The 21,757-nt window shown below is 38.8% G+C and carries 21 protein-coding genes and 2 pseudogenes; 15 read left to right on the forward strand and 8 right to left on the reverse strand.

The window, feature by feature from the left end; genetic code table 11:
- Positions 1–10: 10 nt before the first annotated feature.
- Positions 11–814, forward strand: coding sequence for a universal stress protein (locus tag GYM62_RS08115; RefSeq protein ID WP_219959041.1), 804 nt, complete (start codon positions 11–13; stop codon positions 812–814).
- Here the strand turns inward: GYM62_RS08115 and GYM62_RS08120 are convergent, their stop codons facing one another.
- Positions 815–1,471 carry a Crp/Fnr family transcriptional regulator gene (locus GYM62_RS08120; protein WP_091650226.1) on the reverse strand — a complete coding sequence of 219 codons (657 nt, stop codon included), beginning with the start codon at positions 1,469–1,471 and terminating at the stop codon, positions 815–817.
- Between the two features lie 192 nt (positions 1,472–1,663).
- On the opposite strand from GYM62_RS08120, the gene GYM62_RS08125 reads away from it, so the two are divergent.
- From GYM62_RS08125 to GYM62_RS08165, 9 genes are all read left to right on the forward strand, one after another.
- On the forward strand, positions 1,664–2,488 hold the full coding sequence (locus tag GYM62_RS08125; protein ID WP_219959042.1) for an FAD/NAD(P)-binding oxidoreductase: 825 nt from the start codon (positions 1,664–1,666) through the stop codon (positions 2,486–2,488).
- 222 nt (positions 2,489–2,710) lie between these two features.
- A complete protein-coding gene (locus tag GYM62_RS08130) occupies positions 2,711–4,042 on the forward strand; it encodes an IS4 family transposase (protein WP_255590684.1) in 1,332 nt (443 codons plus the stop codon).
- 84 nt (positions 4,043–4,126) lie between these two features.
- On the forward strand, positions 4,127–4,504 hold the full coding sequence (locus GYM62_RS08135) for a hypothetical protein (protein ID WP_255590629.1): 378 nt from the start codon (positions 4,127–4,129) through the stop codon (positions 4,502–4,504).
- Positions 4,505–4,610: 106 nt separating this feature from the next.
- A complete protein-coding gene (locus tag GYM62_RS08140) occupies positions 4,611–5,243 on the forward strand; it encodes a hypothetical protein (protein ID WP_219959043.1) in 633 nt (210 codons plus the stop codon).
- 103 nt (positions 5,244–5,346) lie between these two features.
- Complete coding sequence (locus GYM62_RS08145) at positions 5,347–5,568, forward strand: FeoA family protein (protein ID WP_219959044.1); 222 nt, start codon at positions 5,347–5,349, stop codon at positions 5,566–5,568.
- 6 nt (positions 5,569–5,574) lie between these two features.
- The gene (gene feoB / locus GYM62_RS08150) at positions 5,575–7,710 is read left to right on the forward strand and encodes a ferrous iron transport protein B (RefSeq protein ID WP_219959045.1); all 2,136 of its coding nucleotides are present in this window, start codon (positions 5,575–5,577) and stop codon (positions 7,708–7,710) included.
- Between the two features lies 1 nt (position 7,711).
- Positions 7,712–7,828: a FeoB-associated Cys-rich membrane protein gene (locus tag GYM62_RS08155; RefSeq protein WP_091650209.1), complete on the forward strand. Its 117-nt coding sequence runs from the start codon at positions 7,712–7,714 to the stop codon at positions 7,826–7,828.
- A gap of 48 nt (positions 7,829–7,876) precedes the next feature.
- Entirely contained in the window at positions 7,877–9,352 is a 1,476-nt protein-coding gene (locus tag GYM62_RS08160) for a lipopolysaccharide biosynthesis protein (protein WP_219959046.1), read from the forward strand.
- Positions 9,353–9,786: 434 nt separating this feature from the next.
- Positions 9,787–10,707 (forward strand): universal stress protein, encoded by a 921-nt coding sequence (locus GYM62_RS08165; protein ID WP_091650203.1) that lies wholly within the window; start codon positions 9,787–9,789, stop codon positions 10,705–10,707.
- Between the two features lie 3 nt (positions 10,708–10,710).
- Here GYM62_RS08165 and GYM62_RS08170 read toward each other — a convergent pair whose 3' ends face one another.
- On the reverse strand, positions 10,711–11,601 hold the full coding sequence (locus GYM62_RS08170) for a neutral zinc metallopeptidase (protein WP_144602543.1): 891 nt from the start codon (positions 11,599–11,601) through the stop codon (positions 10,711–10,713).
- Between the two features lie 195 nt (positions 11,602–11,796).
- Here GYM62_RS08170 and GYM62_RS08175 point away from each other — a divergent pair, with 195 nt between their 5' ends.
- Positions 11,797–12,579, forward strand: coding sequence for a DUF1080 domain-containing protein (locus tag GYM62_RS08175; RefSeq protein ID WP_219959047.1), 783 nt, complete (start codon positions 11,797–11,799; stop codon positions 12,577–12,579).
- Between the two features lie 162 nt (positions 12,580–12,741).
- Here GYM62_RS08175 and GYM62_RS08180 read toward each other — a convergent pair whose 3' ends face one another.
- From GYM62_RS08180 to GYM62_RS08200, 6 genes and pseudogenes are all read right to left on the reverse strand, one after another.
- A complete protein-coding gene (locus GYM62_RS08180; RefSeq protein WP_219959048.1) occupies positions 12,742–13,149 on the reverse strand; it encodes an energy transducer TonB in 408 nt (135 codons plus the stop codon).
- Positions 13,150–13,223: 74 nt separating this feature from the next.
- Positions 13,224–13,547: pseudogene (locus GYM62_RS20990) on the reverse strand (energy transducer TonB); the annotation flags it as partial.
- 213 nt (positions 13,548–13,760) lie between these two features.
- Positions 13,761–14,495: pseudogene (locus tag GYM62_RS21145) on the reverse strand (M56 family metallopeptidase); the annotation flags it as partial.
- Positions 14,492–14,866 (reverse strand): BlaI/MecI/CopY family transcriptional regulator, encoded by a 375-nt coding sequence (locus tag GYM62_RS08190; protein ID WP_219959049.1) that lies wholly within the window; start codon positions 14,864–14,866, stop codon positions 14,492–14,494. The gene GYM62_RS08190 and the pseudogene GYM62_RS21145, both read right to left, overlap by 4 nt.
- 87 nt (positions 14,867–14,953) lie before the next feature.
- Complete coding sequence (locus GYM62_RS08195; protein ID WP_219959050.1) at positions 14,954–15,781, reverse strand: DUF4249 family protein; 828 nt, start codon at positions 15,779–15,781, stop codon at positions 14,954–14,956.
- A complete protein-coding gene (locus GYM62_RS08200) occupies positions 15,781–18,180 on the reverse strand; it encodes a TonB-dependent receptor (protein ID WP_219959051.1) in 2,400 nt (799 codons plus the stop codon). The genes GYM62_RS08195 and GYM62_RS08200 overlap by 1 nt, the downstream gene beginning before the upstream one ends.
- A 143-nt stretch (positions 18,181–18,323) precedes the next feature.
- Between GYM62_RS08200 and GYM62_RS08205 the strand changes: the two genes are divergently transcribed.
- Genes GYM62_RS08205 through GYM62_RS08220 form a run of 4 tightly spaced genes read left to right on the forward strand, consistent with a single transcriptional unit; the run spans position 18,324 to position 21,752 of the window.
- Complete coding sequence (locus tag GYM62_RS08205) at positions 18,324–19,289, forward strand: VWA domain-containing protein (protein WP_219959052.1); 966 nt, start codon at positions 18,324–18,326, stop codon at positions 19,287–19,289.
- On the forward strand, positions 19,289–19,933 hold the full coding sequence (locus GYM62_RS08210; RefSeq protein WP_219959053.1) for a hypothetical protein: 645 nt from the start codon (positions 19,289–19,291) through the stop codon (positions 19,931–19,933). The genes GYM62_RS08205 and GYM62_RS08210 overlap by 1 nt, the downstream gene beginning before the upstream one ends.
- Positions 19,930–20,532, forward strand: a complete 603-nt coding sequence (locus GYM62_RS08215) for a hypothetical protein (RefSeq protein WP_219959054.1) — start codon at positions 19,930–19,932, stop codon at positions 20,530–20,532. The genes GYM62_RS08210 and GYM62_RS08215 overlap by 4 nt, the downstream gene beginning before the upstream one ends.
- 38 nt (positions 20,533–20,570) lie before the next feature.
- Positions 20,571–21,752 (forward strand): acetyl-CoA C-acyltransferase, encoded by a 1,182-nt coding sequence (locus GYM62_RS08220; protein ID WP_219959055.1) that lies wholly within the window; start codon positions 20,571–20,573, stop codon positions 21,750–21,752.
- The last annotated feature ends 5 nt before the right edge of the window (positions 21,753–21,757 follow it).

Below are 21,757 nucleotides of genomic sequence, written 5' to 3' on the forward strand. Positions count from 1 at the left end.
TCAAATCGGCATGAAAATCCTTATTCCTTTAGATTTCTCAGACAACTCGGTGAAGGCTTTAGAATTCGCCAAAGGCTTGTGCAAAAAAGGCGAAAATGAGATCATTCTACTTCATGTGGTAGAAGTCGTCTATGATTTTGCCTCCCAAGCAGCTATAGCTTTGGACAATATGCATAAAGATGCGCGCGAAATGATTTCCAAGCTTAAAAAGAATCATGAGCTTGATTCAATCAATTATCGGTCAATCATTAAGGAAGGAACTGCTTCCATTAGTATTGCTCGGATTGCTGAAGAAGAAGATGTTGATATGATCATAATGGGAACCCATGGTGTCTCAGGAATCAAAAAAGTATTGGTGGGTTCAACAGCTGTAGAGGTAATTAAAGAAGCTAGGACACCTGTATTGTTAATCCCTTCAGAAGGAAAAACCTCTTCAATTACAAAAATTACTTTGGCCTTGGAAATCTCCAATCATGAAGAAGAATATATTCATAAGGTAGTTGGACTTGCAAAAAAATGGGAATTATCTCTTGAAATCCTACATTTTGAGAAAAGTGATGATTTTCGGGAAAAACTAGCCGAAAAGGGCTTACAGGTATTTTTAAAAGAAGAATTTCCAGATTTAAAGTCTACACTAATCACCATTAAAAGCAAAGAATTAATCAAAGGATTAGACCAATATTTTGATGATAAGACTGATTCAATTTTAGCCATGTGCCATCAACATAAAAGCCTTTGGGAGCAAGTTACCGGAAAAAGTAGATCATTGGAAATGGCTTATCATACGCATGTGCCGCTTCTGGTTATGCTTTGATCATTTGGAAATCAATTCTTCGAAATCATCTCGAATATAAATCATATTTCTACCCAATTCTATCCATTTTTTCTTTTCCAATTGTTTTAAAAGTCTGGAAATCACTTCTCGGGAAGTGCCTAATTCTGTGGCAATATCCTGATGGGTAGTTTGAAGCTCATTGGTTTTATATTGTTTCATTTTGGTGACAATATATCGCATCAAACGCTCATCCATTCTTTTAAAAGCTACTGCATCTAATGCTATTAACATTTCCTGAAACCTACTTTGATAAGTGGATGAGACAAAATCCTTCCATTGCTTAAATTCATCAGAAAGCTGTTCATGAACTGTAATTGGAATCCCTATAATGGTTGTAGGCTCTTCCACTACTGCTTTGATCTCACTAGGTTTGGAGGCGGAGCAGCAAGTCAAGGACAAAGCACAAGTCTCCCCTGCATCCAAGTAGTATAAAAACAATTCTTTCCCATCTTCATCCATCCTGGAAACCTTAATGGATCCATTCAAGACAATCGGGACCATTTTGATAAATTTCCCTGGCTCCATCAAAACCTTTCCCGGCTCAAGACGCATGATTTGACCTTTGTCCAAAAGGATTTCTAAAAGCCTTGGATCTGTGAAATTTGGAAGTGCTGATTTGAGTTCTTCTACTGTCATAATTATAAAAAAACGAAACTAGTCTTGACTGAAATGGAAGTTAGTGATAATTGTCACAATGCAGTAATCGTACTTTTAAAATAATACTGAATCAGAAAGGTGATATATCTCATCTTTCCCAGCAAAGGTGATGAAAGTCACTAAAATGCCTTTTGATTTTAAATACCTTTCTATCAGTCAAACAACCGAATCATGAAACATTATCAAATAGTAATCATCGGTGGAGGTACCGCCGGAATTACAGTTGCTGCCCAGTTAAAACGTAAGGATAAAAATCTGGCAATAGCCATCATTGAACCTTCCGAAAAACACTATTACCAGCCAGCTTGGACACTTGTAGGCGCTGGTACTTTTGATTTTAAAGATACCGAAAGAGAGGAGGTCGACTACATCCCCAAAGGAGTGGAATGGATTAAAGACAAGGCCTCAGCCATAGATCCTAAACAGAATAAGGTTTCAACTGAAAAATCAGGGGATGTTTCTTATGATTATTTGGTAGTAGCTCCGGGTTTGGTAATGGCACCGGAATTATTGCCTGGGCTAAGCGAAGCAATGGATAAAAAGGTTGTTTGTAGCAATTACACAGACCCCGAACATACCTGGGAAGTATTAAAGAATTTCAAGGGAGGCAATGCTGTTTTCACCCAACCTACAACACCAATCAAGTGCGGAGGAGCGCCTCAAAAGATTATGTATTTGGCTGAAGAATTTTTTAGAAAAGCTGGAGTCAGAGAAAAAACCAACGTGATTTTTGCTACCCCCGGAACCGTGATATTTGGGGTCCCGGATTTTGCAAAAACACTCAACAAAATCATCAAGGATAGAGATATAATATTCAAGCCCTTTTATGCTCCAGTAAGAATAGATGCTGAAAATCAGGATATTTATTTTAAATACATTAAACCTGATTCTGTCCATTCTTTTGATGAATCAGGTATGAAAATAGGAGAAGAACAGCTTGGTAATAATGAGATCAAAATTCACTTTGATATGCTTCACCTAGCACCACCGCCATAGCCGTCAGTTTAGCAAGCTAAAACCTTGTGGGTGAGTTTATTTATGAACAAAGCGTAGATCCCCATTGGGATCTTTCTTCCTTTTGCTCATATTTGTATAATGTTTTTTTAGTTTAAAAAGGCGGTTGGAATCACGGTCTACCGCCTTTTTTCTTCTTCTAATATACGGATTTTTGAGGGTTAAAAGATAGAAAATCAATGGTTTATACAGAAAAAAGACCAGATTTTAAAAGAAAAATTTCTCCTAAATTTCAACCCCAAATCCATCAATTCATTCGCCAAAGAAACCGGCTATTCGATCAGGAAATCGAAGCTCGATGGTTTCGGTTTCCTGTTGAGCCTCATGTTTTCTTATCAACGGGGGAAAGATTTCAGTCTCCTAGATATGGCTTCCTTTCTATTTCAGGAATTCGGGATTAACATCACCAAGCAGTCGCTTCATGACCGGTTTACTTCACCCGCTGTCGACTTTCTAAAAAAGTGTCTTGACTGTCTTTTGACTCAAAAGATCAGCTATAGTGGCGAAAAGCAGGCACTCAAAACTCATTTCAACCGGATTCGGATTAAGGATTCCACCAAATTTGCCCTCCCAGATTCTTTTTCTGCAAAGTACAAAGGGTACGGAGGGGCGCTTCATCACTCTTCTTCGATGATCAGTGTCCAATATGAATATGATTTTCTCAGTGGGCAGAGTCTTGATCTCAGGCTTACTTCCGGGGTGATGAATGATCAGTCTGACTCAGCCGATTTTACCCATGATATTCAGGAAAATGATCTTTTTCTCAGAGACATGGGCTATTGTACCCTGGGATTTCTTTCCAAGATTCACTCAGCCAAAGCCTACTTTATCAATCGGTTGACACCACAGGTTAATATTTATTCAGAACGGGACTCAAAAGATCCAGTGGAGATCAACTCCTACCTCAAGAAGCTCAAAAAAAATAAGTTGGAATATCTGGAAATGTCTGTTTTTCTGGGGAAAAAAGAAAGAGTTCCTGTTCGGATTGTGGTTTCGCTTGCCGATGAGACTACCTACGAGAAAAGACTCCGAAAAACCTCAAAACAGGCAAAATCTACGGGAAACAAGGTTTCGGACAAATTTAAGGCAAGGGCAAGGTTAAATATCATGATTACCAATGTTCCCGCTGAGATGCTGAAAGGAAAAGACATCAGGAAAGTATATTCCTTACGTTGGCAAATCGAGCTGATCTTCAAAACCTGGAAATCGCTGGTCACCATTGACGAGTTTAATACCAAAAAAATCCATCGGTTTGAATGCCAACTTTATGGAAAGTTGATCTGGATTATTCTTAATCTAAATATTTTCAATTGGTTACAAAATCAGGTATTACAAAAGAACAAGGTGTTATGCAGTGTTTGGAAATACTTCAGGCTGATCCAAAACATATCAAATCATCTAATCAATGCTTTGAAAAACCATAAAGAGTTGATATCCTTACTTGATCAACTCAAAGAATTTGCTCCTAAAATTTTATACCTAGAAAAGAAAAAAGGAAAACTAGCCTTAAATGAGATACTTAAAACCTTAACCTGACGGCTATGAGCACCACCGCAGGCTGCTCCCAAGTTCATTCAAGAAAGTGACATATCCCTTAAAGAAGGGCCTGGAAAAGGATGGGTGGACGTAGACATCCATACCCTACAGCACCTGCGTTTCCCAAATATTTTTGCTTTGGGAGACGTCGCACATCTTCCTACTGCAAAGACCGGTGCTGCAATCAGAAAACAAGCTCCCGTACTAGTGGGAAATTTACTGCAATTGATTCGGGAAAATAAAGTTGGAGAAGAGGCTTATTCTGGATATTCTTCCTGTCCATTGGTCACAGGATATAGTAAAATGGTTTTGGCTGAATTCAAATATGATAATGTAAGAGACAGTGATCCATTAATCTCAAAATTTGTGGATACATCGAAGGAACAGTATAGTATGTGGCTTTTGAAAAAATATGGACTGCCTTTAATGTATTGGAACTTGATGCTGAGAGGAAAAGCCTAAAATCAACCACCAACAAGCCTAAAGCCTATATTTTCTGGATATGGGCTTTTTTATTCCTAACTTTTCATGGATACTTGAGTTTAAAGATCATAGCACCTCTCAAAAAATGAAAAACGCCGGTAAAGTTACTTTACTCACTTTTTTAATTTTCTCCTCATTGGCAATTTTACCTATGAGTTGTACCAATTTCTGTAATGACTCTTGCGGCTGCGGACCGGTTTTTGCCATCAAGGATTTTAGGATTTTATCCTTTGAAACCCTCTCCCTCACCACAGATGGCCAGCAGGTAAGCCCCAGTACCGTGCTTCCATATTCAACCATTACGAAATCATTCCGAATAAAAGAAACACAGACACTTGCATACTTGGAGTCCAATCCCTCCTACTTTACTTTAGGGACGGCAATGGCCTGTAGCCCACCTTTACCAAAATCTGCCGAGAAAATGATTGGAGTTCAGATCATCAATACCAGAGAAGTCATCTTGGGAAACGGTGAAGTCATCAAAGTTGGACAAGACATCAGTAATTACTTTCAAATGAATTATTTTTTCAACAACACAACACGACCTATCAATCAGTTTCTGGAAAACGGTTTAACAGTTTTTCGGGATGATTTATTCAAACTAATTTGGATTAAAGACCCTGGTAAAGAAATCCAACTTGAATTCAGTCTAAGAATTATGATGGAAGGTGGCCTGGAATTTAACTTACCAAATGAAATCCTAAGTATTCGTTCATGACCATCTATCTAAAAACTGGCAAAAATCTTCTCCCTTTTTCTTTAGATTCATTCCAAATAAGTTATTTTTGCAACTCTTTACAAAGGACTCCGACATTTAGTACATGACAGCTGACCAACTACCCGTTTCCAAAAGTGCCGTTATCAAGGATGTTTTAGACTCCCCTTTGAAAATCAACTTAATGGAACTGGGCTTTCTTCCAGGAAAAAAAATCACCTTGCAACACGTTGCTCCTTTGAATGGCCCTATGGCATTCAGACTGGAAGAATCCACTTTAGCACTTCGAAAAGCCGAAGCTGCATTGCTGGATATTCAATTACTATAATCCCACATGCCTGAACAGACTCAATCACCTTTAGTCAAGCCACTCAAGATTGCCATCATAGGAAACCCCAATGTTGGTAAGTCGACCATATTCAACCAACTCACCGGTCTAAGCCAGAAAATAGGTAATTACCCGGGGGTAACTGTGGATAAGAAAATTGGTATGATGAATTACCAAGGGTCAACTTATGAAATTATAGATCTTCCTGGGACTTATTCCCTCTATCCAAACTCCGAAGATGAAATCATAGCCCACAGAGTATTAAATCAGTTGAGTGAAGTTGAGCGACCTGATTATGTGTTGATGGTTATTGATTCTCTTCAGCTATCAAGAGGGATGTTTTTAGCATCGCAGTTGATTGACCTTGGATTGAATCTGGCTTTGGTGCTGAACATGTCAGATTTAGCTGAAAAGCACGATCTGGAAATAAAAGGCTTCGAATTATTCAAAGCTTTAGGAGTACCAATTTTAAACACGGATGCAAGAGGTTCCAAAGGATTGGAGCAAATCCGGGAATTGATCCATCAGAAGAATTTTTCCAAAAAAAGTCAATTCCTTCAGGTAGACGATTTCATAGACTCTTCTCTTCTACAAGACATAAAAGAAAAGTTCGACCTATCCAATGACTATCAGGCTTATCAAATTTTAAGGTTTGGATTGAAAGATAAAGGGCTTCCTCTGGAAAAAAGGCAATGGGTTAAAAATAAGATAGACAGCTTGAATATCAATTTGGAATCAGCCCAACTTGAGGAAACCAAGCTCAGGTATAGAAAAATCACCGGTATAATAGAAAAAGTACTGGTGAAAAAAGAGGATAGAAAAGAGTCCTCAAACACCATAGACAAAATAATTTTACATCCTGTTTTCGGATATCTCGTTTTCGCCTCCATCTTATTGGTCATTTTTCAGGCAATTTTTGCCTGGGCCACAGTTCCGATGGACTTGATAGACGGGGTTTTTGCTGATTTGGGAACTTGGGTGAGTACAGTTTTACCAGAAGGAGTATTGACCAGTCTCTTAGCCGAAGGTATTATCCCAGGTATAGGAGGTATAGTCATTTTTATTCCTCAAATCGCCTTGCTTTTTGGATTTTTAGCCATTCTGGAGGACACAGGGTATATGTCCAGAGTTGTCTTTTTGATGGACAGATGGATGCGCCCCTTTGGTCTTCACGGTAAAAGTATAGTGCCTTTGGTTTCAGGAGTAGCATGTGCTATTCCAGGAGTTATGGCTGCCAGAAATATCGGTAACTGGAAAGAGAAAATCATAACCATCATGGTGACTCCGCTAATGAGTTGCTCAGCAAGGCTGCCGGTATACATCATTCTAATTGGCTTGGTAGTTCCAAATGAGACCGTTTTAGGGTTTATTAATCTTCAAGCTGTCGCCTTATTGTCTCTTTATCTTTTGGGAGTGATTGGTGTTTTATTTACAGCTTTTGGACTTAAAAGCATCCTCAAAACCGATGAAAAGAGCTTTTTGATGGTAGAACTTCCATCTTATCGTACCCCAAGATGGAAAGACGTGATCATTACCATGTACAATAAGTCCAAGACATTTGTGACAGAGGCAGGAAAGGTGATTTTAGCTATTTCAATCATTCTATGGGTATTGGGCACCTATGGCCCTCCTGAAAAAATGGAGGAAATCAGAGCAGAAAGAGACCAAAAAATAGAATTGGCGTCTTCTGAAGTGGAAATAGAAGAAATCAGAGCAGAAGCCTCATCAGACTTATTGGAAAATTCCTTCATAGGAATCATGGGAAGAGCTATTGAGCCAGCTATTCGACCCTTAGGTTATGACTGGAAAATTGGAATAGCATTGATCACATCCTTTGCGGCTAGAGAAGTATTCGTATCCACCATTGCGACTATTTATAGCATAGGGGGTGATCCGGAAGACGATTCCACCATTCGGGAAAAGTTGAATGCTCAAATTAACCCGGTGACGGGCGATAAAGTATTCAACAAAGCCACCGCATTCTCTTTGATGGTATTTTATGTTTTCGCTATGCAGTGTATGAGTACCCTGGCGATTGTGTACAGGGAAACTAAAGGATGGAAATGGCCGTTAATCCAAACAGTATACATGACCGCTTTGGCTTATGTATCAGCATTGATTACTTATCAAATTTTATCCTAAAATGTGGCAAGAAATAATCGTAGGAATCATCGTGTTGGGAGCTGTAGTCTATTTGGGTAGAAGGTTTTTCTATAAACCTAAAACCGAACCGGGCTGTGATAAATGTGCTAAACCTTGATTTGAAGAAAAAAAGGTAGCATTTCCAATTTTTTGATAATTTCACCCTATGGGCAAAGTTGCCAGTCAAAGTATTCAAACCACACTTTTTTCCTACTTAGGTGTAGTCATTGGCTATTTTAATGTCCTTTGGCTATATCCTTATGCTTTAGAAGCTGCTCAGTTAGGTACTTTTCGCACAATTCAAGATCTAGCTTTACTGTTTGTTCCCTTTGCTCAATTAGGATTGGGACATGGAATTACCCGGTATTTCCCCAAATTAAAAGCAGGTCATTCTGCTTTTTTGAGTTTTAGTTTGCTTCTCGCCACTGCAGGCTTTGTTTTAGTGAGTTTCCTATTTTTCGTATTCAAAGAAGAAATTATTGGTTTATTTTCCTCTAATTCTCCCGAGCTGATCAATTATTTATGGATCGTTTTATTGATCACATTTTTGGCTTTGGCCAATTCCATTTTAGATGCCTATAGCAGATCTTTTCTCAAAGTAGCTATTCCTACCTTCTTCCGGGAGGTTTTGCTTAGATTACTGACAGGCCTTTGGGTCATTTGTTTTTTGATGAAATGGATCAATTTTGATTGGATGATGGCAGGGCTCATAGCAGTATATGGGATACCGCTTTTGGGGATTCTGGTTTATTTGTCATGGTTGAAAGTTTTGAAAGTTGATCTGAATTGGAGGTCATTTCCAAAAGGATTCAGAAGCTCATTTTTAAAATTCAGTCTTATAACCTTTCTAGCCACTGCTGCCTCTACCCTCATCATGAAAATTGACAGCATCATGGTCAGTTCTATGGTCAGTTTGGAGGCAAATGCAATTTATACCATTGCATTTAGCATGGCATTGGTCATAGAAATGCCAAGAAGAGCTATTTCTCAAGTTGTGATGCCCGTAGTTGCCGATCATTTTTCAAAAAACAATCTAGTAGAAATTAACCGGCTATATAAGGAAGTTTCCACAAGGCAATTCTACATCTGTATCCTATTATTTCTGGGAATCTGGGCTAATATTGATTCCATCTACCATTTTATCCCCAATAGGGAAATTTATGAAAGCGGGAAATGGATTGTATTCTTTATTGGATTGGGAAAACTTTTTGATGTGGCCTTTTCAATCAATTCTGAGATCTTGGTCTTCTCCAAGTATTACAGGTTTAACCTGATAGCAACTATAGCCATGAGTATCCTGATTATTCTGATGAACTTTTGGTTGATTCCTATTTATGGAATAGAGGGGGCTGCAATCGCTTCAGCATTAGTCATGTTGGCCTTTAATACAGTAAAATTCCTCTTTCTAAAAATCAGATTGGACTTCAACCCTTTTTCATTGGACACGGTAAAAATCATAGGCTTAGGTCTTTTTGCTCTGATTATGACTTCCATTTTACCAATGATGGAAAATCCATTGATCGATATAACAATTAGATCAATCTTGATTCTAGGAATATTTTGGTTAATTGCGGTGAGTGGTTTTTATGGAAAAACTGAACTCAACTGGATAAAGGAAAAAATTAAAAAGTCCGGGTCTTAGAGTGTTACAAACCTCCGTATAGACAAGATTTGAGCTGCCTTTAATCCGCAAACTTCCACTGTTATCCTGCTTTTTTGGGCGAGGCCCCGATTAGTCCGATAACATCGGGATCGAGGTGAGGCCTGTTTTTGGAAAGGGCTTCACTCGGTAATTATGTTAATTGTGAAGTTTGAACATGTCGGCGACCCGGACTTGTGCAAATATACGATATTATGAGAGAGGGGTTAAGTAAATAGAGGATAATTCCAGAAATATTCGGAGAAAACAATATGTCAAATCGATTAAAATGAAATATAATTCTGATTATTGAGGTATTTTTCTTTAAAAATTAGAACCAAATCAAAAATTTAGCGTTCGCAACAAAATATTATACCGTTTCTATATTTAAACATTTCATTTAGCCTTAACTTTGTAATTCCAAAACCCGGAGAACTATGTACTTGATTAAAAAAATGATCGTTTGCCTGGACCAAACTTCTTTGGATAAGACCCTGATTCAATATGCGGCATTTATTGCCAAAGTGAATCAAACCAAGAAGATTTACTTTGTCAATGTGATCAAAAATCTATCTGTACCTAAGGAGGTTTTGGAAGAGTTTCCAAATTTGGTGGAGAGCATGATCAATGAACGACAAGCGGCCATGGAAACGGTTGTCTCTGAAAACTTCCCTGATCAAAAAGGTATCTCCTTAAACTATATTGTAAAAGAGGGTTCTTTATCTAAAAAGGTACTCAAATTAGCTGAGGAAAAATCTGCTGATATGATTATTGTAGGCAGAAAAATTCATCTCCCAGGCACTGGTGTAGTATCTTTGAGGCTGGCAAGACGGGCATCTTGTTCCTTATTAATCGTTCCTGAAAACTCCCAACCTAAAGTTCAAAAAATTCTGGTTCCATCGGATTTTTCTGATTATTCCAAAGATGCGCTAGAAGAAGCGATTATGATCGCTGAAAAACATGGAAATGTGGAAATCGTATGCCAGAATGTATTCTCTATCCCTTCCGGTTATCATTTCACAGGAAAAAGCTACGAAGAGTTTACTCAAATCATGCAGATGCATGCTGAGATAGCTTACAAAAAATTCATTCGAAAAATAAATACCAAAGGAATCAAAATCACTCCTGTCTATACCAAAGACGAGGATGATGATCCCGTTCAGGAAATTGTCAACAAGGCCTTGGAAATCAATGCTGATGGCATCATTATCGGGGCTAAAGGACGAACAGCTGCTACCGCACTTTTTATAGGTAGTATGGCTGAAAGGCTAATTCAATTCAATGACAGCCTTCCTCTTTTAGTCACAAGGCCTAAAGGCAAAAACGCAGGTATTCTTGATTATATTCTGGAAATCTAAGTCTTATAGTGATTTGGCGCTGAAGGTATCGCCTTGGCTCAAATCCCCTGTATCAAATCCTTTTTTGAACCAGCGCATTCTTTGAGCAGATGTGCCATGGGTAAAAGAATCAGGTACTACCCTACCCCCTGCCTGTTTTTGAAGCCTGTCATCTCCAATAGCATTAGCAGCATTCAGTGCTTCTTCCAAATCCCCCCTTTCCATCATCCCGCTGCTCTTTTGGCTGTGATGAGCCCAAACTCCCGCAAGGAAATCCGCCTGAAGCTCCAGTCTGACAGAATATTGATTATACTCTTGATCGCTAATCTGACCTCTCAGGGAATGAACCTCATCAGTAATTCCCATGATTTTTTGGATATGATGTCCTACTTCATGGGCAATAACATAGGCTTGAGCAAAATCTCCCGGCGCATTTAATTTCCTTTCCATATCCTCAAAAAAGCTTAAATCTATATACAGTTTTTCATCAGCCGGACAATAAAAAGGACCTGTTGCCGCGCTGGCATTACCACAAGCCGAAGAAACTGATCCAGTAAAAAGAACTAAAGTGGGTTCCCGATAATTTGAAATCAATTGATTCCATACCTGCTCTGTATCCCCCAATATGACTGCACTGAATTCAGCCAATTCATCTTCCTCAGCAGTTGGCTGGTAATTGGATTCCGTCGTAAATCCTTGCCCTCCACCTTGCAAAAATCCACCTAAAAAGCTTAATGGGTTGGTGCCCGTAATAATGGAAAATGCAATTAATATCCCTACTATAATGAGTCCCGTTTTGGAAAAGAGGATTTTGAGCAATGAACCTATCAATAATGGATTCATTCCTCCTCCAGAAGAACTTCTTCCTCTTCTATCATCGATATTGCTGCTTTTTTTGCGGCCTTGCCATTTCATAGTATTCCTTTTGATGTTAAAGTGCCTTTTATTCTCTTCATGAAAAAGATAAACAAGGCCTAGCATAGAAAATAATTTAAAGAAAGGGAGATTACTTCGCATTCTCCGTGTAAAATTTATTTCCTACATCATTAAAATTAACCAAATTGACCAAAAAGCAATCAATAGCTTTTTAATAAATCAAACCCAAAACCTATGAAAAACACAAAAACCTCCATCCTATGCCTTTCATCGGCATTCTTTTATTTCCTTTTCTTAAGCTGTGAAAGCACTGCACAAGTCGGAGTGGGTGTCAAACCTATTGAAGGAGCAGAACTCATGTTAGATGGTACCAAGTCTATGTTGCTTGAAAAATGGGAGTATTGGGAAGGACCTAGATTTTCTGCTGAGGCACCTATCAAATGGCCTGAAGTTCAAGATCCTGTGACAGGAGGCAAAGCAATCAGTTCCAATGACCCAGCAGGAGCAGGAGGGAAATATGGAGCTGCAGATATCGTTACCAAAAAGAAATACAAGGACTTCAGGGCTCATGTGGAGTTTTTGATAAAAAATGAGGGAGGAAATAGCGGGGTTTATCTTCAGAATCGATACGAAATTCAAATCCTGGATGGAGACTATGGACTTCATGGATTGGCTGCAGTGATCAATGAACATCTCCCAAAAGAACAGGCCTATAATGGTCTTGGGAAATGGAATGCCTATGACATAGTATTCAAAGCAGCTCGCTTTGAAAATGGAATATTAAAAGAAAAAGCCAGGGTCACAGTTTATTTTAATGGTAAAAAAATCCACGAAGATGTGGTAATCCAACAGGTATGGGGCGGTCCAAATTCTGGTCTAGACGGTGGAAATGACGGTGGTAAAGGTATTACAGACAGACCTGGAGGTTTGAAACTTCAGGCTGAAGGACACGATGTCCTTTACAAAAATGTCTGGATTAAGGAATTGGATTTGGATGGAAAGACAACTGATTTCTAATAAAAAAAGGCTGTCTTTTTAGTAGATTGTCAGACTGAGCGCCTGATTAACGTCAGGCAGGTAGTCAACGGCCATTTTATTCTTTCTGGCCCACATTTCGATCCCTAACAATTGTTGGGACGCTCAATGTGACAAACTTCACTTTTGAGACAGCCTCTTTTTCTATCCCAATTTGAATCGAATTGGAAGTCTCATTCTTGTCCTGACAATACTCCCATTCATTTCACCTGGAGACCATTTGCCAGAGCCTTTGACTACTCTCAAGGCTTCCTCATCGCATCCTCCACCAATCCCTCTCATCAACTCAATATCGCTAAGTGAGCCGTCTTTTTCTACAATAAAAGAAACAATGACAGTGCCTTCTATTTCTTTGGATTGGGCCTTTTCAGGATATTTTAAACTATTGATAAGATATTGCGTCCATCCCTGAAATCCACCGGGAGGCTGAGGAGCAACATCTAATTTTTCTATCTGTTCCTCAACTGTTTCGCCAGTTTGAGCTTTCAACTCCACCCCGATTAAAAATAGGAAAAGGGGAATAAATACTAGGGTTAATTTATCGTTTTTCATGATTTTGAATTTTAAAGGAAAAAACTCTCCAATAGCTTGGAGAGCTTTTCAGGTTACTTAACACGATTATTTGCTTAACTCAACTTGAACCGAATTGGTAATCTCATTCGAGTTCTTACTTTCCGACCTCTTTGTTCGCCAGCTTTCCATTCAGGGGAATTTTGAACCACTCTTAGTGCCTCTTCATCCAAACCAGAACCCACTCCTCTCAAAATTTCCACATCCTGAACTGAACCATCAGTATTAATTACAAAAACGACAATTACAGTACCTTCAACTCCCTCTCCCCTTGCGGCTTCCGGGTATTTAAGATTCGCGCTCAAGTAATTATTCCATCCAGACATTCCCCCCGGTGGTTGAGGCTGAGTTTCCACCACGTCAAATATTTCTTCCGCAGCTATGTCAACCATTTTTCCATTCACCATACCTTTAAGTTCGACAGTTCCATCAGCTTTCATAACATCCACTATCTGTTCTGGCTTGAGTGGTTCATCTGATAAGTTTTGCTCGCAGGCGAATACAAAAACCATTAGTGAAAAAAGAGGGAGAACTAACAAAAATCTGCTCTTTTGCAGTTCAGTTGATTTAGTTTTGTTCATCATTACAATGCGTTTTTTTGTTTGAAATTGATTAAAGCTATTCATAAACTGCCAGCCTTGGTCTTTAGCCAAAAGTCTAACAAGCAATCTTGAATAATCGAATTGAGAAAAAGATTTGGTCACCCCTTGGTCAGCCTGAAACTCATGCACTTCCCGAAGAGATTTTTCTAAAGCATAAATGAATGGGTTAAACCAAAAAATAGCCTTGGTAAACTGAATCAGAATCAAGTCCCAAGTGTGTTTTTTTGCCACGTGAATTGACTCATGAAGTAAAATCTGTTTTTGATCTGGATCCTCTGGGTCAAATTTTGGCAATAAAATATAATTGAAGAAAGATGCTGGTTCAAAGCTAGGATGGATGGCTAATTTCATTCCCTGATAATTCCTCTTTTCGACCAACTGTAGCTGAAAAATAGGTTTAGCCAAACCCAAACAGAACTTACCTAATGAAAAAACCAATCCAATGGCATATATCACCAAGATCATATCCTGCCAAGTATAGGTTTCTACTTGCTCAGTAGTATTTCCAAAATCAAAAGTAGGAAGTGTGTATTCCGCAAGAGGTGCCGCCGCTTGAGTCATCTCAAATGACAAAAGGGGCACAAAAAGAACCAGCAGCATCAAAACCAGAAGAGTTACTCTATTCCAGTCAAAGAAGGTCAGTTTTTCTAATACTACCTTATAAAAAACCCATCCGCCTACAAGGCAAATGCTTCCTTCTAAAAGATAATTTAAAACATTATTCATTGTTTATCCTTTTTTTCGTAGTCATCAATCATCTTCTGCAAATCATCAATTTCATCCTTGCTGATTTTTTTCTCTTTCACCATGAAGGATAAGAAATTACCTACAGACCCTTCAAAGAAATGCTTTACCATATGATTGATACTTTTCTTAGAATAGTCTTCCTGGCTGATTGTCGGGATATACATGTGAACTGTCCCGTAAACCTTGTGAGTCAAATACCCCTTTTTCTCCAGTAACCTGATTGTTGAGGCCAAAGTGGTGTAAGGTGGCTTAGGTTCTGGAAATTCGTCCAAAACGTCACGAATGAGACCTTGTCCCATCTTCCATAGTATGCGCATGATGCGCTCTTCCTGTTCTGATAATTCTTTCATGACTTTAATTTAAAATGAATTTTTTAAATAACCTATTAAAAATTAGTAGATCTATTGAAAAATAATTTCTGGCTTACTAAATATAGGTTATTCGCGAATAAAAATGGATTCCGATAATAAAGGCGAAACCAGGAAACATCCCAATACCTCACCCTCTCCCTGAATGACCCGAATATTGGTTTCTGGATTTTGAGGAGGAGGACTGAAGAGTCCACCATCATTAAATAACAAACCTACCAACTGGGTAAAATAATTATAAACATCTCGATTCATACGAAAAAGCTCCAGTCTAACTCTATCTCCAGGCTGAAATGCATAATTTAACTCCAAACCTCTTTCGAAAAAACTTAATCCAAAGGTGTCATCAAATAGTAAATAATCCTCCCTATTGTTTTTCAAGGTATCATTTTCAATGACTCTAATCCGATAATAGTTATCTCTGGTGAATGGAATTTTGCCATAGGCTTTAATATAGTATCCCTCGTCAGAGAATAGTCTTTTCTCTTTGAACTCATAGGTCAAACTATCAATTTTTGGAGCCTCTAACATCAGTCCCGAAGCTTGATAAATATTACCCCCCCATTTGACGGAAAGATTATATCGCTCTCCTACTTTTGCCACCTTTCTCCTATCCTTCGGCCTATAGCTCCTTGTACTGGAATTGTAGACAAATGGGATCAAAACTTCAGTCCCTGGAATACTGATTACCACCTCAGCATCAGAAATCACTATTCTAGTGGATTCATCAAAATAATTCTTAGCAAGGCTAATAGTCACCTCATTATAAAAGTCCTTATCGGTCCATGTACCTTCTATTACGGGGATCTCCCCTTCTATAGTAGCCAAGGGAAGATCCACTTCTTCCTGACAGGAAAAAAACAGCACATTCAACAGAGGAATAAGCAATCGTCTCATCAGAACTGAAAATTATAAGTAATTGAAGGAAGAAATGTAAACAAATAGGTCATGACGATTCCTTGCCGACTTGATTCAATAGGACCATCCCCCGCACTAAATCTAAAATCATCATTGTATATCTGACGGAACTCATAGGCAAAAGGATTCTTTCTTCCATATAGATTGTAAACACTGAAGTTCCAGCTTCCTCTCAATTTTCTCCCTTTATTGGGGTTTTTCCACGTGACTGAGGCATCCATGCGATGATAATCCGGGAATCTATCCTGATTTCTGAATTTGGAAAAAAGTGGTAATTGCTGGTTGTCTACTGGATAAGTTCCGATTGGAAATGTAACTGCCTGTCCTGTGGTATAAACGAAGGTTAAACCAGCAGACCAGGAAGGAGAAAACTCATGATTCAAGACCAAAGTCACATCATGAGGTCTATCAAATCTTGGGTTATACTTTCGGTTTTCACTAATTCCTTCAATCAACCTCCAAGTCCTAGACCAAGTATATGCTAGCCAGCCTGTAGTTTTTCCGGTATTTTTTCGAAGTAAAAACTCCACTCCATAAGCCCAGCCTTTTCCGGTAATTATTTCTGTTTCCACCTGGTCTGTAAACAGAACTTGGGCTCCATTTCTCAAATCAATGATATTTCTCAGGTCTTTATAATAAGATTCAACTGAAAACTCCCATTTGTTATTTTGGAAGTTTTTGAACATTCCTATTGAAATTTGATCAGATCGAATTGGAGGCACATAAGTGCCAGCCAAAATCCATCTATCAATTGGCAATCCTGCAGAACTATTAGAAGCAATCTGCACGTATTGAAAATTTCTGTTGTAGGCGGCTTTCAAGGAAAACTCTTCATTAATCAAATATCTGAAAGCCAACCTTGGCTCCAAGCCTTGATAAAACTTGATGTTTTCGAAGGAATTGAATTGAACAGAATCAATCACTTCCACATCCGGTCCCGGAATACCTCCCGCATATCTATAGTCCACACCTCTACCCAGCTGATTGAAAAAACCCCATCGGAGCCCAGCCTCAGCACTCAATTTTGAAGAGAATTGATGAGACAGTCCAGCGAATAAATTATTCAAAACTCCATTTTTTGGATTGGTATTGATTGGGTCCAGATTACTGTTCGGAAGAGGTTCTAAATTGATGGGTGAAAAATTATAAAACTGGGAATGAAAGCCCCAGTAAGTCTGTGTTTTTGAATTATTATTTAAGGACCAGTTTCCCTTAATTCCTGATTCAGAAAGGTTATTATTCCAAATAAACCCATTATCCGGATCATTGATTTCGATTTTATAATTGTAAAAAGAGTGATAAGCATCTAAGTCAAAAAACAAGTCATCAGAAATATTTCTAGACCATTTCAATGAACTCACCCAATTACTCCAACCCAACCCGAACTCTCTATTTATTCCCAAGAAATCTCTCCCTTGATAGGTAGAGAAAGTGATCTTATCCTTGTCCGAGATTTTAAACGCCAGCTTCCCGCTTAAATCATAAAAATTAAGCCTATTATCTCTTAGATCTGGATCATTAGCCAGTTTCAAAAAAACATCTGCATAGGTTCTTCTCGCCGAAAATACAAAAGAGGATTTTTCGGAAAATAATGGACCATCTATAGTAAACCTGGAAGAAATTGTTCCAATTCCACCCTCTCCATGAATTTGATCATAATTTCCTTCTCTCAAACTAACATCAATTAGAGAAGACAACCTTCCTCCATAGGAAGCGGGCATGTTTCCCTTATATAATTCCACCTGATCTAATGCATCTGGATTAAAGACCGAAAAGAATCCAAAGAAATGGGAAGGATTGTAAACAGGAGCTCCATCCAGTTGTACTAAATTTTGATCGGCAGAGCCTCCTCTAACAAATAAACCAGTAGTGCCCTCCCCTGCAGTTTGAACTCCAGGTAGTAGCTGCAAACTTCTAAGCAAATCGACTTCTCCAAATAAAGCGGGAATATTCTTAATAGTCTCGATAGGAACCCTTGCTTTTCCAGTCTCCAGATTTCTAACATTTTCATCCGGACGCCTTTCCTGAATAATCACTTCCTCAAGAGATAACTCCTCAGGATTCAAAAAAAATCTCTGAAATTTGGATAAATCTTTTTCAGTAAGAACTCTGATTGATTTTTCATAGCCTATAAAAGAGACAATCAATCTGGCTGGAAGTTTAGTGGGCTGGATTTCAAAATTCCCATCTAAATCACTAACTACTCCAGATTTTAAATCATTTTCCCAAAAAATATTTGCTCCCGTCAATGGTGATGAATCTTTCACATCCAAAACCTGTCCACTGATTTTCGTACTTTCCTGAGCACTTAGGATAAACGGAAATAGACTTAAAGCTAAGACTATCAGCAAACAAAAATTGACTTTGGATAAATTCATTGACCAAAAATATTGAACCCATTCAAATTACTTGGATGGATTTGGAATTTAATAATTGTTAATATTTACAAACATTGAATTTATAACCGACCACTTGCATGAAAGTTCCTTTCAAAGTAAGCTTTATTTTATAATTTCAGGCCATGATTTGGGCATATCCTGACATCAAGCTTATTGCACTACTAGCAGGAATTTTTATTCTGCTCTATCTGGTATACTTATCAAGATATTGGGCCATCAATAGAAGGCTGCAAGTTGAAAAGCGAAGACTTTTCACCAAACTGGTTATCCGAACCCTTTATTTTATATTATTTCTAATCGCTTTGGCAGGACCATCCATAGGTACCTCTACCAAAGAAGTCAAAGAAGAAGGAAAGGATATTTTCATTGCAATAGATTTATCCCAATCTATGAATGCAACGGATATTGGACCAAGTCGTTTACAGAGAATCAAGTTTGAGTTGAAAAATTTGATTAAAAGTTTTCCATCTGACAGAATTGGTTTGATAATTTTCTCCTCTGAGGCTTTTATGCAGTGTCCTTTGACATTTGATCAAAGTGTGCTCCAGCTTTATTTAGATGGATTGAATACCGGTTTGGTCCCGAATTCAGGCACGGACCTGACAGGTCCTTTAAAAATGGCCTTGGAAAGATTCAACAATGATGAAAGCATGGAAGTAAAATCCAAGTCCATAGTCTTGATCTCCGACGGAGAGAATTTCGGGGATGATTTGGACGACGTGGGCGACAGACTAAGCGATGCTGGGATCAAGGTTTACTCCTTGGGTATTGGAACAGAAAAAGGAAGCTCTATTCCACGAGGAAATGGAGTAATCATCAATCCTGAGACCGGGAAACCTGCTGAAACGAAATTAGATAGAGGATCATTAAAATACATTGCCTCAGAAACGGGAGGTCAATATTTTGAAATTTCAGATGAAGCCCAGGAGCTGGGTGATCTCACTGCAGCATTGGAGAGGTTAGAAGGAGGAACTGTAGGTACCAGAAAAATAGAAACCTCCTCCAATAAGTATTTCTATTTTCTTTTGGCAGGACTGGTTCTGTCTCTCATTGACATGATTTTACCTATCAAAACAATTAGATTATAATGAGCTGGGGCAAAGTCATCATAGCAATTTTCCTAATAATCCCTGCATCATGGACCCGGGACTCCAGGTTGAATGCTGCGATAGATGTTGCTGCTGAAAGCTATGCCAAAGCAGACTATGAGCAGTCTATTAAAGACCACTTATTTATATTAGAACAGTTTCAGCTCCAATCCTACGCATTGGATTTCAACTTGGGACTCAGCTATCATTATGCAGAAAATCCCGATGAAGCCAGTACTTATTTTGACAAAGCATCCACTAGCCCGAATAAGTTACTCTCATCTTTTGCATACAATCAGGGTGGAGTGATTTTGGGAAATAAGAAGGAATATGAAGTAGCTCTTAATAAATTTAAATCTGCTTTAATTCAAGACCCATTCAATGAGGTAGCAAGGCATAATTACGAATTACTTGCTCGCTGGATGAAAAGAGACGAGGAAAGGAAAAATGAGGAGCAGAATAAGCCCGAGCCATCTGAATTTGCCAAGCGCAAAAAAGCAGAGGCTGATCGCCTTGTTGAACAATTTAGGTTCCAGAATGCGTTACAGGTAATGACTGATGCTCTGCAACAGGATGAGACGGTTGCAGCTTATCAGGACTTTATCAACAGTCTCCAAGAAATAACAGAAATAGAGAAAAAATGAAATACCTATTAAGCATCATTTTCTTGCTTTTCGCTTTGAGCATTCAAGCTCAAACTGCTGGGGATTTCTTTAACCGAGCTGCTAGATCCTATGTCAAAACTGAAAAAGAGGATGCTCTTAAAACAGTTAATCAGGGATTAAGTAAATATCCTGAGGATCAAAAATTAAAAGCTTTGAAAGAAAAGCTGGAGCAAGATCAAGAAAAGGAACAAAATCAAAATCAGCAGCAGCAGAACCAACAAAATCAGGAACAGCAGCAGCAAAATCAGCAAAGTCAAGGGGAAGAAGGCCAACAGCAGGAGTCCAAAGATCAAGGGGAGAAGACAGATCAGGATAAAGCTAAGGAATCTCAGTCCGGAAATCCTACAGACAAGAGCAATGACCCTGCAAGCCAAAATGCCAATGATCAAATGGATGCCAATTTAGCTGACAGACAGAAAGCCATGGAGGAATTCAAGGAAAAGCTTAAGGCTATGAATTTGACCCCAGAGCAAGCTGCTCAGATTTTAGAGAGCATGAATGCAGCTGAATTACGGTATATCCAACAGAATAAAAAGAAACCAACTCAAAGACCTAAAAGGGGAATTCCTGATTGGTAAAGTTTTCTAAACAAGCTTTTAATTAAACCCAAATAAACATGTCTAAAGAAGTATATATTGTTTCAGCAGTTCGTACACCACTCGGAAGTTTTGGAGGAAAGCTTTCAGGACTTACTGCCATTGAGTTAGGGAGCACTGCGATCAAAGGTGCCTTAGAAAAATCCGGTGTCAAAGCGGATGACGTACAGGAGGTTTTCATGGGAAATGTAATATCGGCCAATCTAGGTCAAGCCCCTGCAAGACAAGCTGCAATTGGAGCAGGAATTGGTTACCAAGTCCCTTGTACTACTATTAATAAGGTATGTGCTTCTGGAATGAAAGCAGTAATGTTTGCCGCTCAGTCCATCATGCTTGGAATCAATGATGTCGCCGTTGCCGGTGGAATGGAAAGCATGTCCAATGTTCCATTCTATGTCCCTAAAGCCAGATTTGGATACAAGTATGGAAATGCAGAGTTCGTGGACGGTCTCGTAAAAGACGGTTTATTCGAAGTTTACTACAAATTCCCTATGGGAAATTGCGCAGATAATACTGCCAAAGAGATGAAAATCAGCAGAGAAGAGCAGGATGCTTATGCAATACAGTCTTACCAGAGATCTGCTGATGCTTGGGCAAAAGGATACTTCAAGGACGAAGTAATTCCTGTGGAACTTAAAGGAAGAAAAGGGGAAACAATTCTCATTGATGAGGATGAGGAATATAAAAATGTCATGTTTGATAAAATTCCTTCCCTTCGTCCTGTATTTGATAAAGAAGGAACAGTAACAGCAGCCAATGCTTCCACCATGAATGATGGAGCATCTGCATTAGTATTAGTCAGCAAAGAAAAAGCGGAAGAATTGGGATTAAAGCCTCTGGCGAAAATCAGAGGGTTTGCAGATGCAGCCACTGACCCACTATGGTTTACTACTGCTCCAGCACTTGCGATTCCTAAAGCTATCAAGCATGCAGGTTTGACTGCAGATGATGTGGATTTTTATGAAATCAATGAAGCCTTCTCAGCGGTGGCATTAGCCAATCAAAAACAACTGAATTTGAATCCAGACAAACTGAATGTATTCGGAGGTGCAGTTTCCCTTGGTCACCCACTAGGGGCTTCTGGAGCTAGAATCATCGCTACTTTAAATTCTGTCTTGCATCAAAAATCAGGACAGATAGGAGTTGCCGGTATCTGTAACGGAGGAGGCGGTGCTTCTGCTTTAGTATTAGAAAAAGTCTAAAAAAG

This window comes from Algoriphagus sp. NBT04N3, from assembly GCF_019443765.1.
Lineage (GTDB): Bacteria > Bacteroidota > Bacteroidia > Cytophagales > Cyclobacteriaceae > Algoriphagus > Algoriphagus ornithinivorans.

Excerpts from the sequence above, each read along its gene's own strand:
- GYM62_RS08220 (WP_219959055.1), top strand. The coding sequence starts at position 20,571 with ATGTCTAAAGAAGTATATATTGTTTCAGCAGTTCGTACACCACTCGGA.
- GYM62_RS08120 (WP_091650226.1), bottom strand. The coding sequence starts at position 1,471 with ATGACAGTAGAAGAACTCAAATCAGCACTTCCAAATTTCACAGATCCA.
- GYM62_RS08175 (WP_219959047.1), top strand. The coding sequence starts at position 11,797 with ATGAAAAACACAAAAACCTCCATCCTATGCCTTTCATCGGCATTCTTT.
- GYM62_RS08165 (WP_091650203.1), top strand. The coding sequence starts at position 9,787 with ATGTACTTGATTAAAAAAATGATCGTTTGCCTGGACCAAACTTCTTTG.
- GYM62_RS08155 (WP_091650209.1), top strand. The coding sequence starts at position 7,712 with ATGTGGCAAGAAATAATCGTAGGAATCATCGTGTTGGGAGCTGTAGTC.
- feoB (WP_219959045.1), top strand. The coding sequence starts at position 5,575 with ATGCCTGAACAGACTCAATCACCTTTAGTCAAGCCACTCAAGATTGCC.
- GYM62_RS08125 (WP_219959042.1), top strand. The coding sequence starts at position 1,664 with ATGAAACATTATCAAATAGTAATCATCGGTGGAGGTACCGCCGGAATT.
- GYM62_RS08160 (WP_219959046.1), top strand. The coding sequence starts at position 7,877 with ATGGGCAAAGTTGCCAGTCAAAGTATTCAAACCACACTTTTTTCCTAC.
- GYM62_RS08170 (WP_144602543.1), bottom strand. The coding sequence starts at position 11,601 with ATGAAATGGCAAGGCCGCAAAAAAAGCAGCAATATCGATGATAGAAGA.
- GYM62_RS08205 (WP_219959052.1), top strand. The coding sequence starts at position 18,324 with ATGATTTGGGCATATCCTGACATCAAGCTTATTGCACTACTAGCAGGA.
- GYM62_RS08215 (WP_219959054.1), top strand. The coding sequence starts at position 19,930 with ATGAAATACCTATTAAGCATCATTTTCTTGCTTTTCGCTTTGAGCATT.
- GYM62_RS08210 (WP_219959053.1), top strand. The coding sequence starts at position 19,289 with ATGAGCTGGGGCAAAGTCATCATAGCAATTTTCCTAATAATCCCTGCA.
- GYM62_RS08200 (WP_219959051.1), bottom strand. The coding sequence starts at position 18,180 with ATGAATTTATCCAAAGTCAATTTTTGTTTGCTGATAGTCTTAGCTTTA.
- GYM62_RS08115 (WP_219959041.1), top strand. The coding sequence starts at position 11 with ATGAAAATCCTTATTCCTTTAGATTTCTCAGACAACTCGGTGAAGGCT.
- GYM62_RS08195 (WP_219959050.1), bottom strand. The coding sequence starts at position 15,781 with ATGAGACGATTGCTTATTCCTCTGTTGAATGTGCTGTTTTTTTCCTGT.
- GYM62_RS08145 (WP_219959044.1), top strand. The coding sequence starts at position 5,347 with ATGACAGCTGACCAACTACCCGTTTCCAAAAGTGCCGTTATCAAGGAT.
- GYM62_RS08190 (WP_219959049.1), bottom strand. The coding sequence starts at position 14,866 with ATGAAAGAATTATCAGAACAGGAAGAGCGCATCATGCGCATACTATGG.
- GYM62_RS08140 (WP_219959043.1), top strand. The coding sequence starts at position 4,611 with ATGAAAAACGCCGGTAAAGTTACTTTACTCACTTTTTTAATTTTCTCC.
- GYM62_RS08180 (WP_219959048.1), bottom strand. The coding sequence starts at position 13,149 with ATGAAAAACGATAAATTAACCCTAGTATTTATTCCCCTTTTCCTATTT.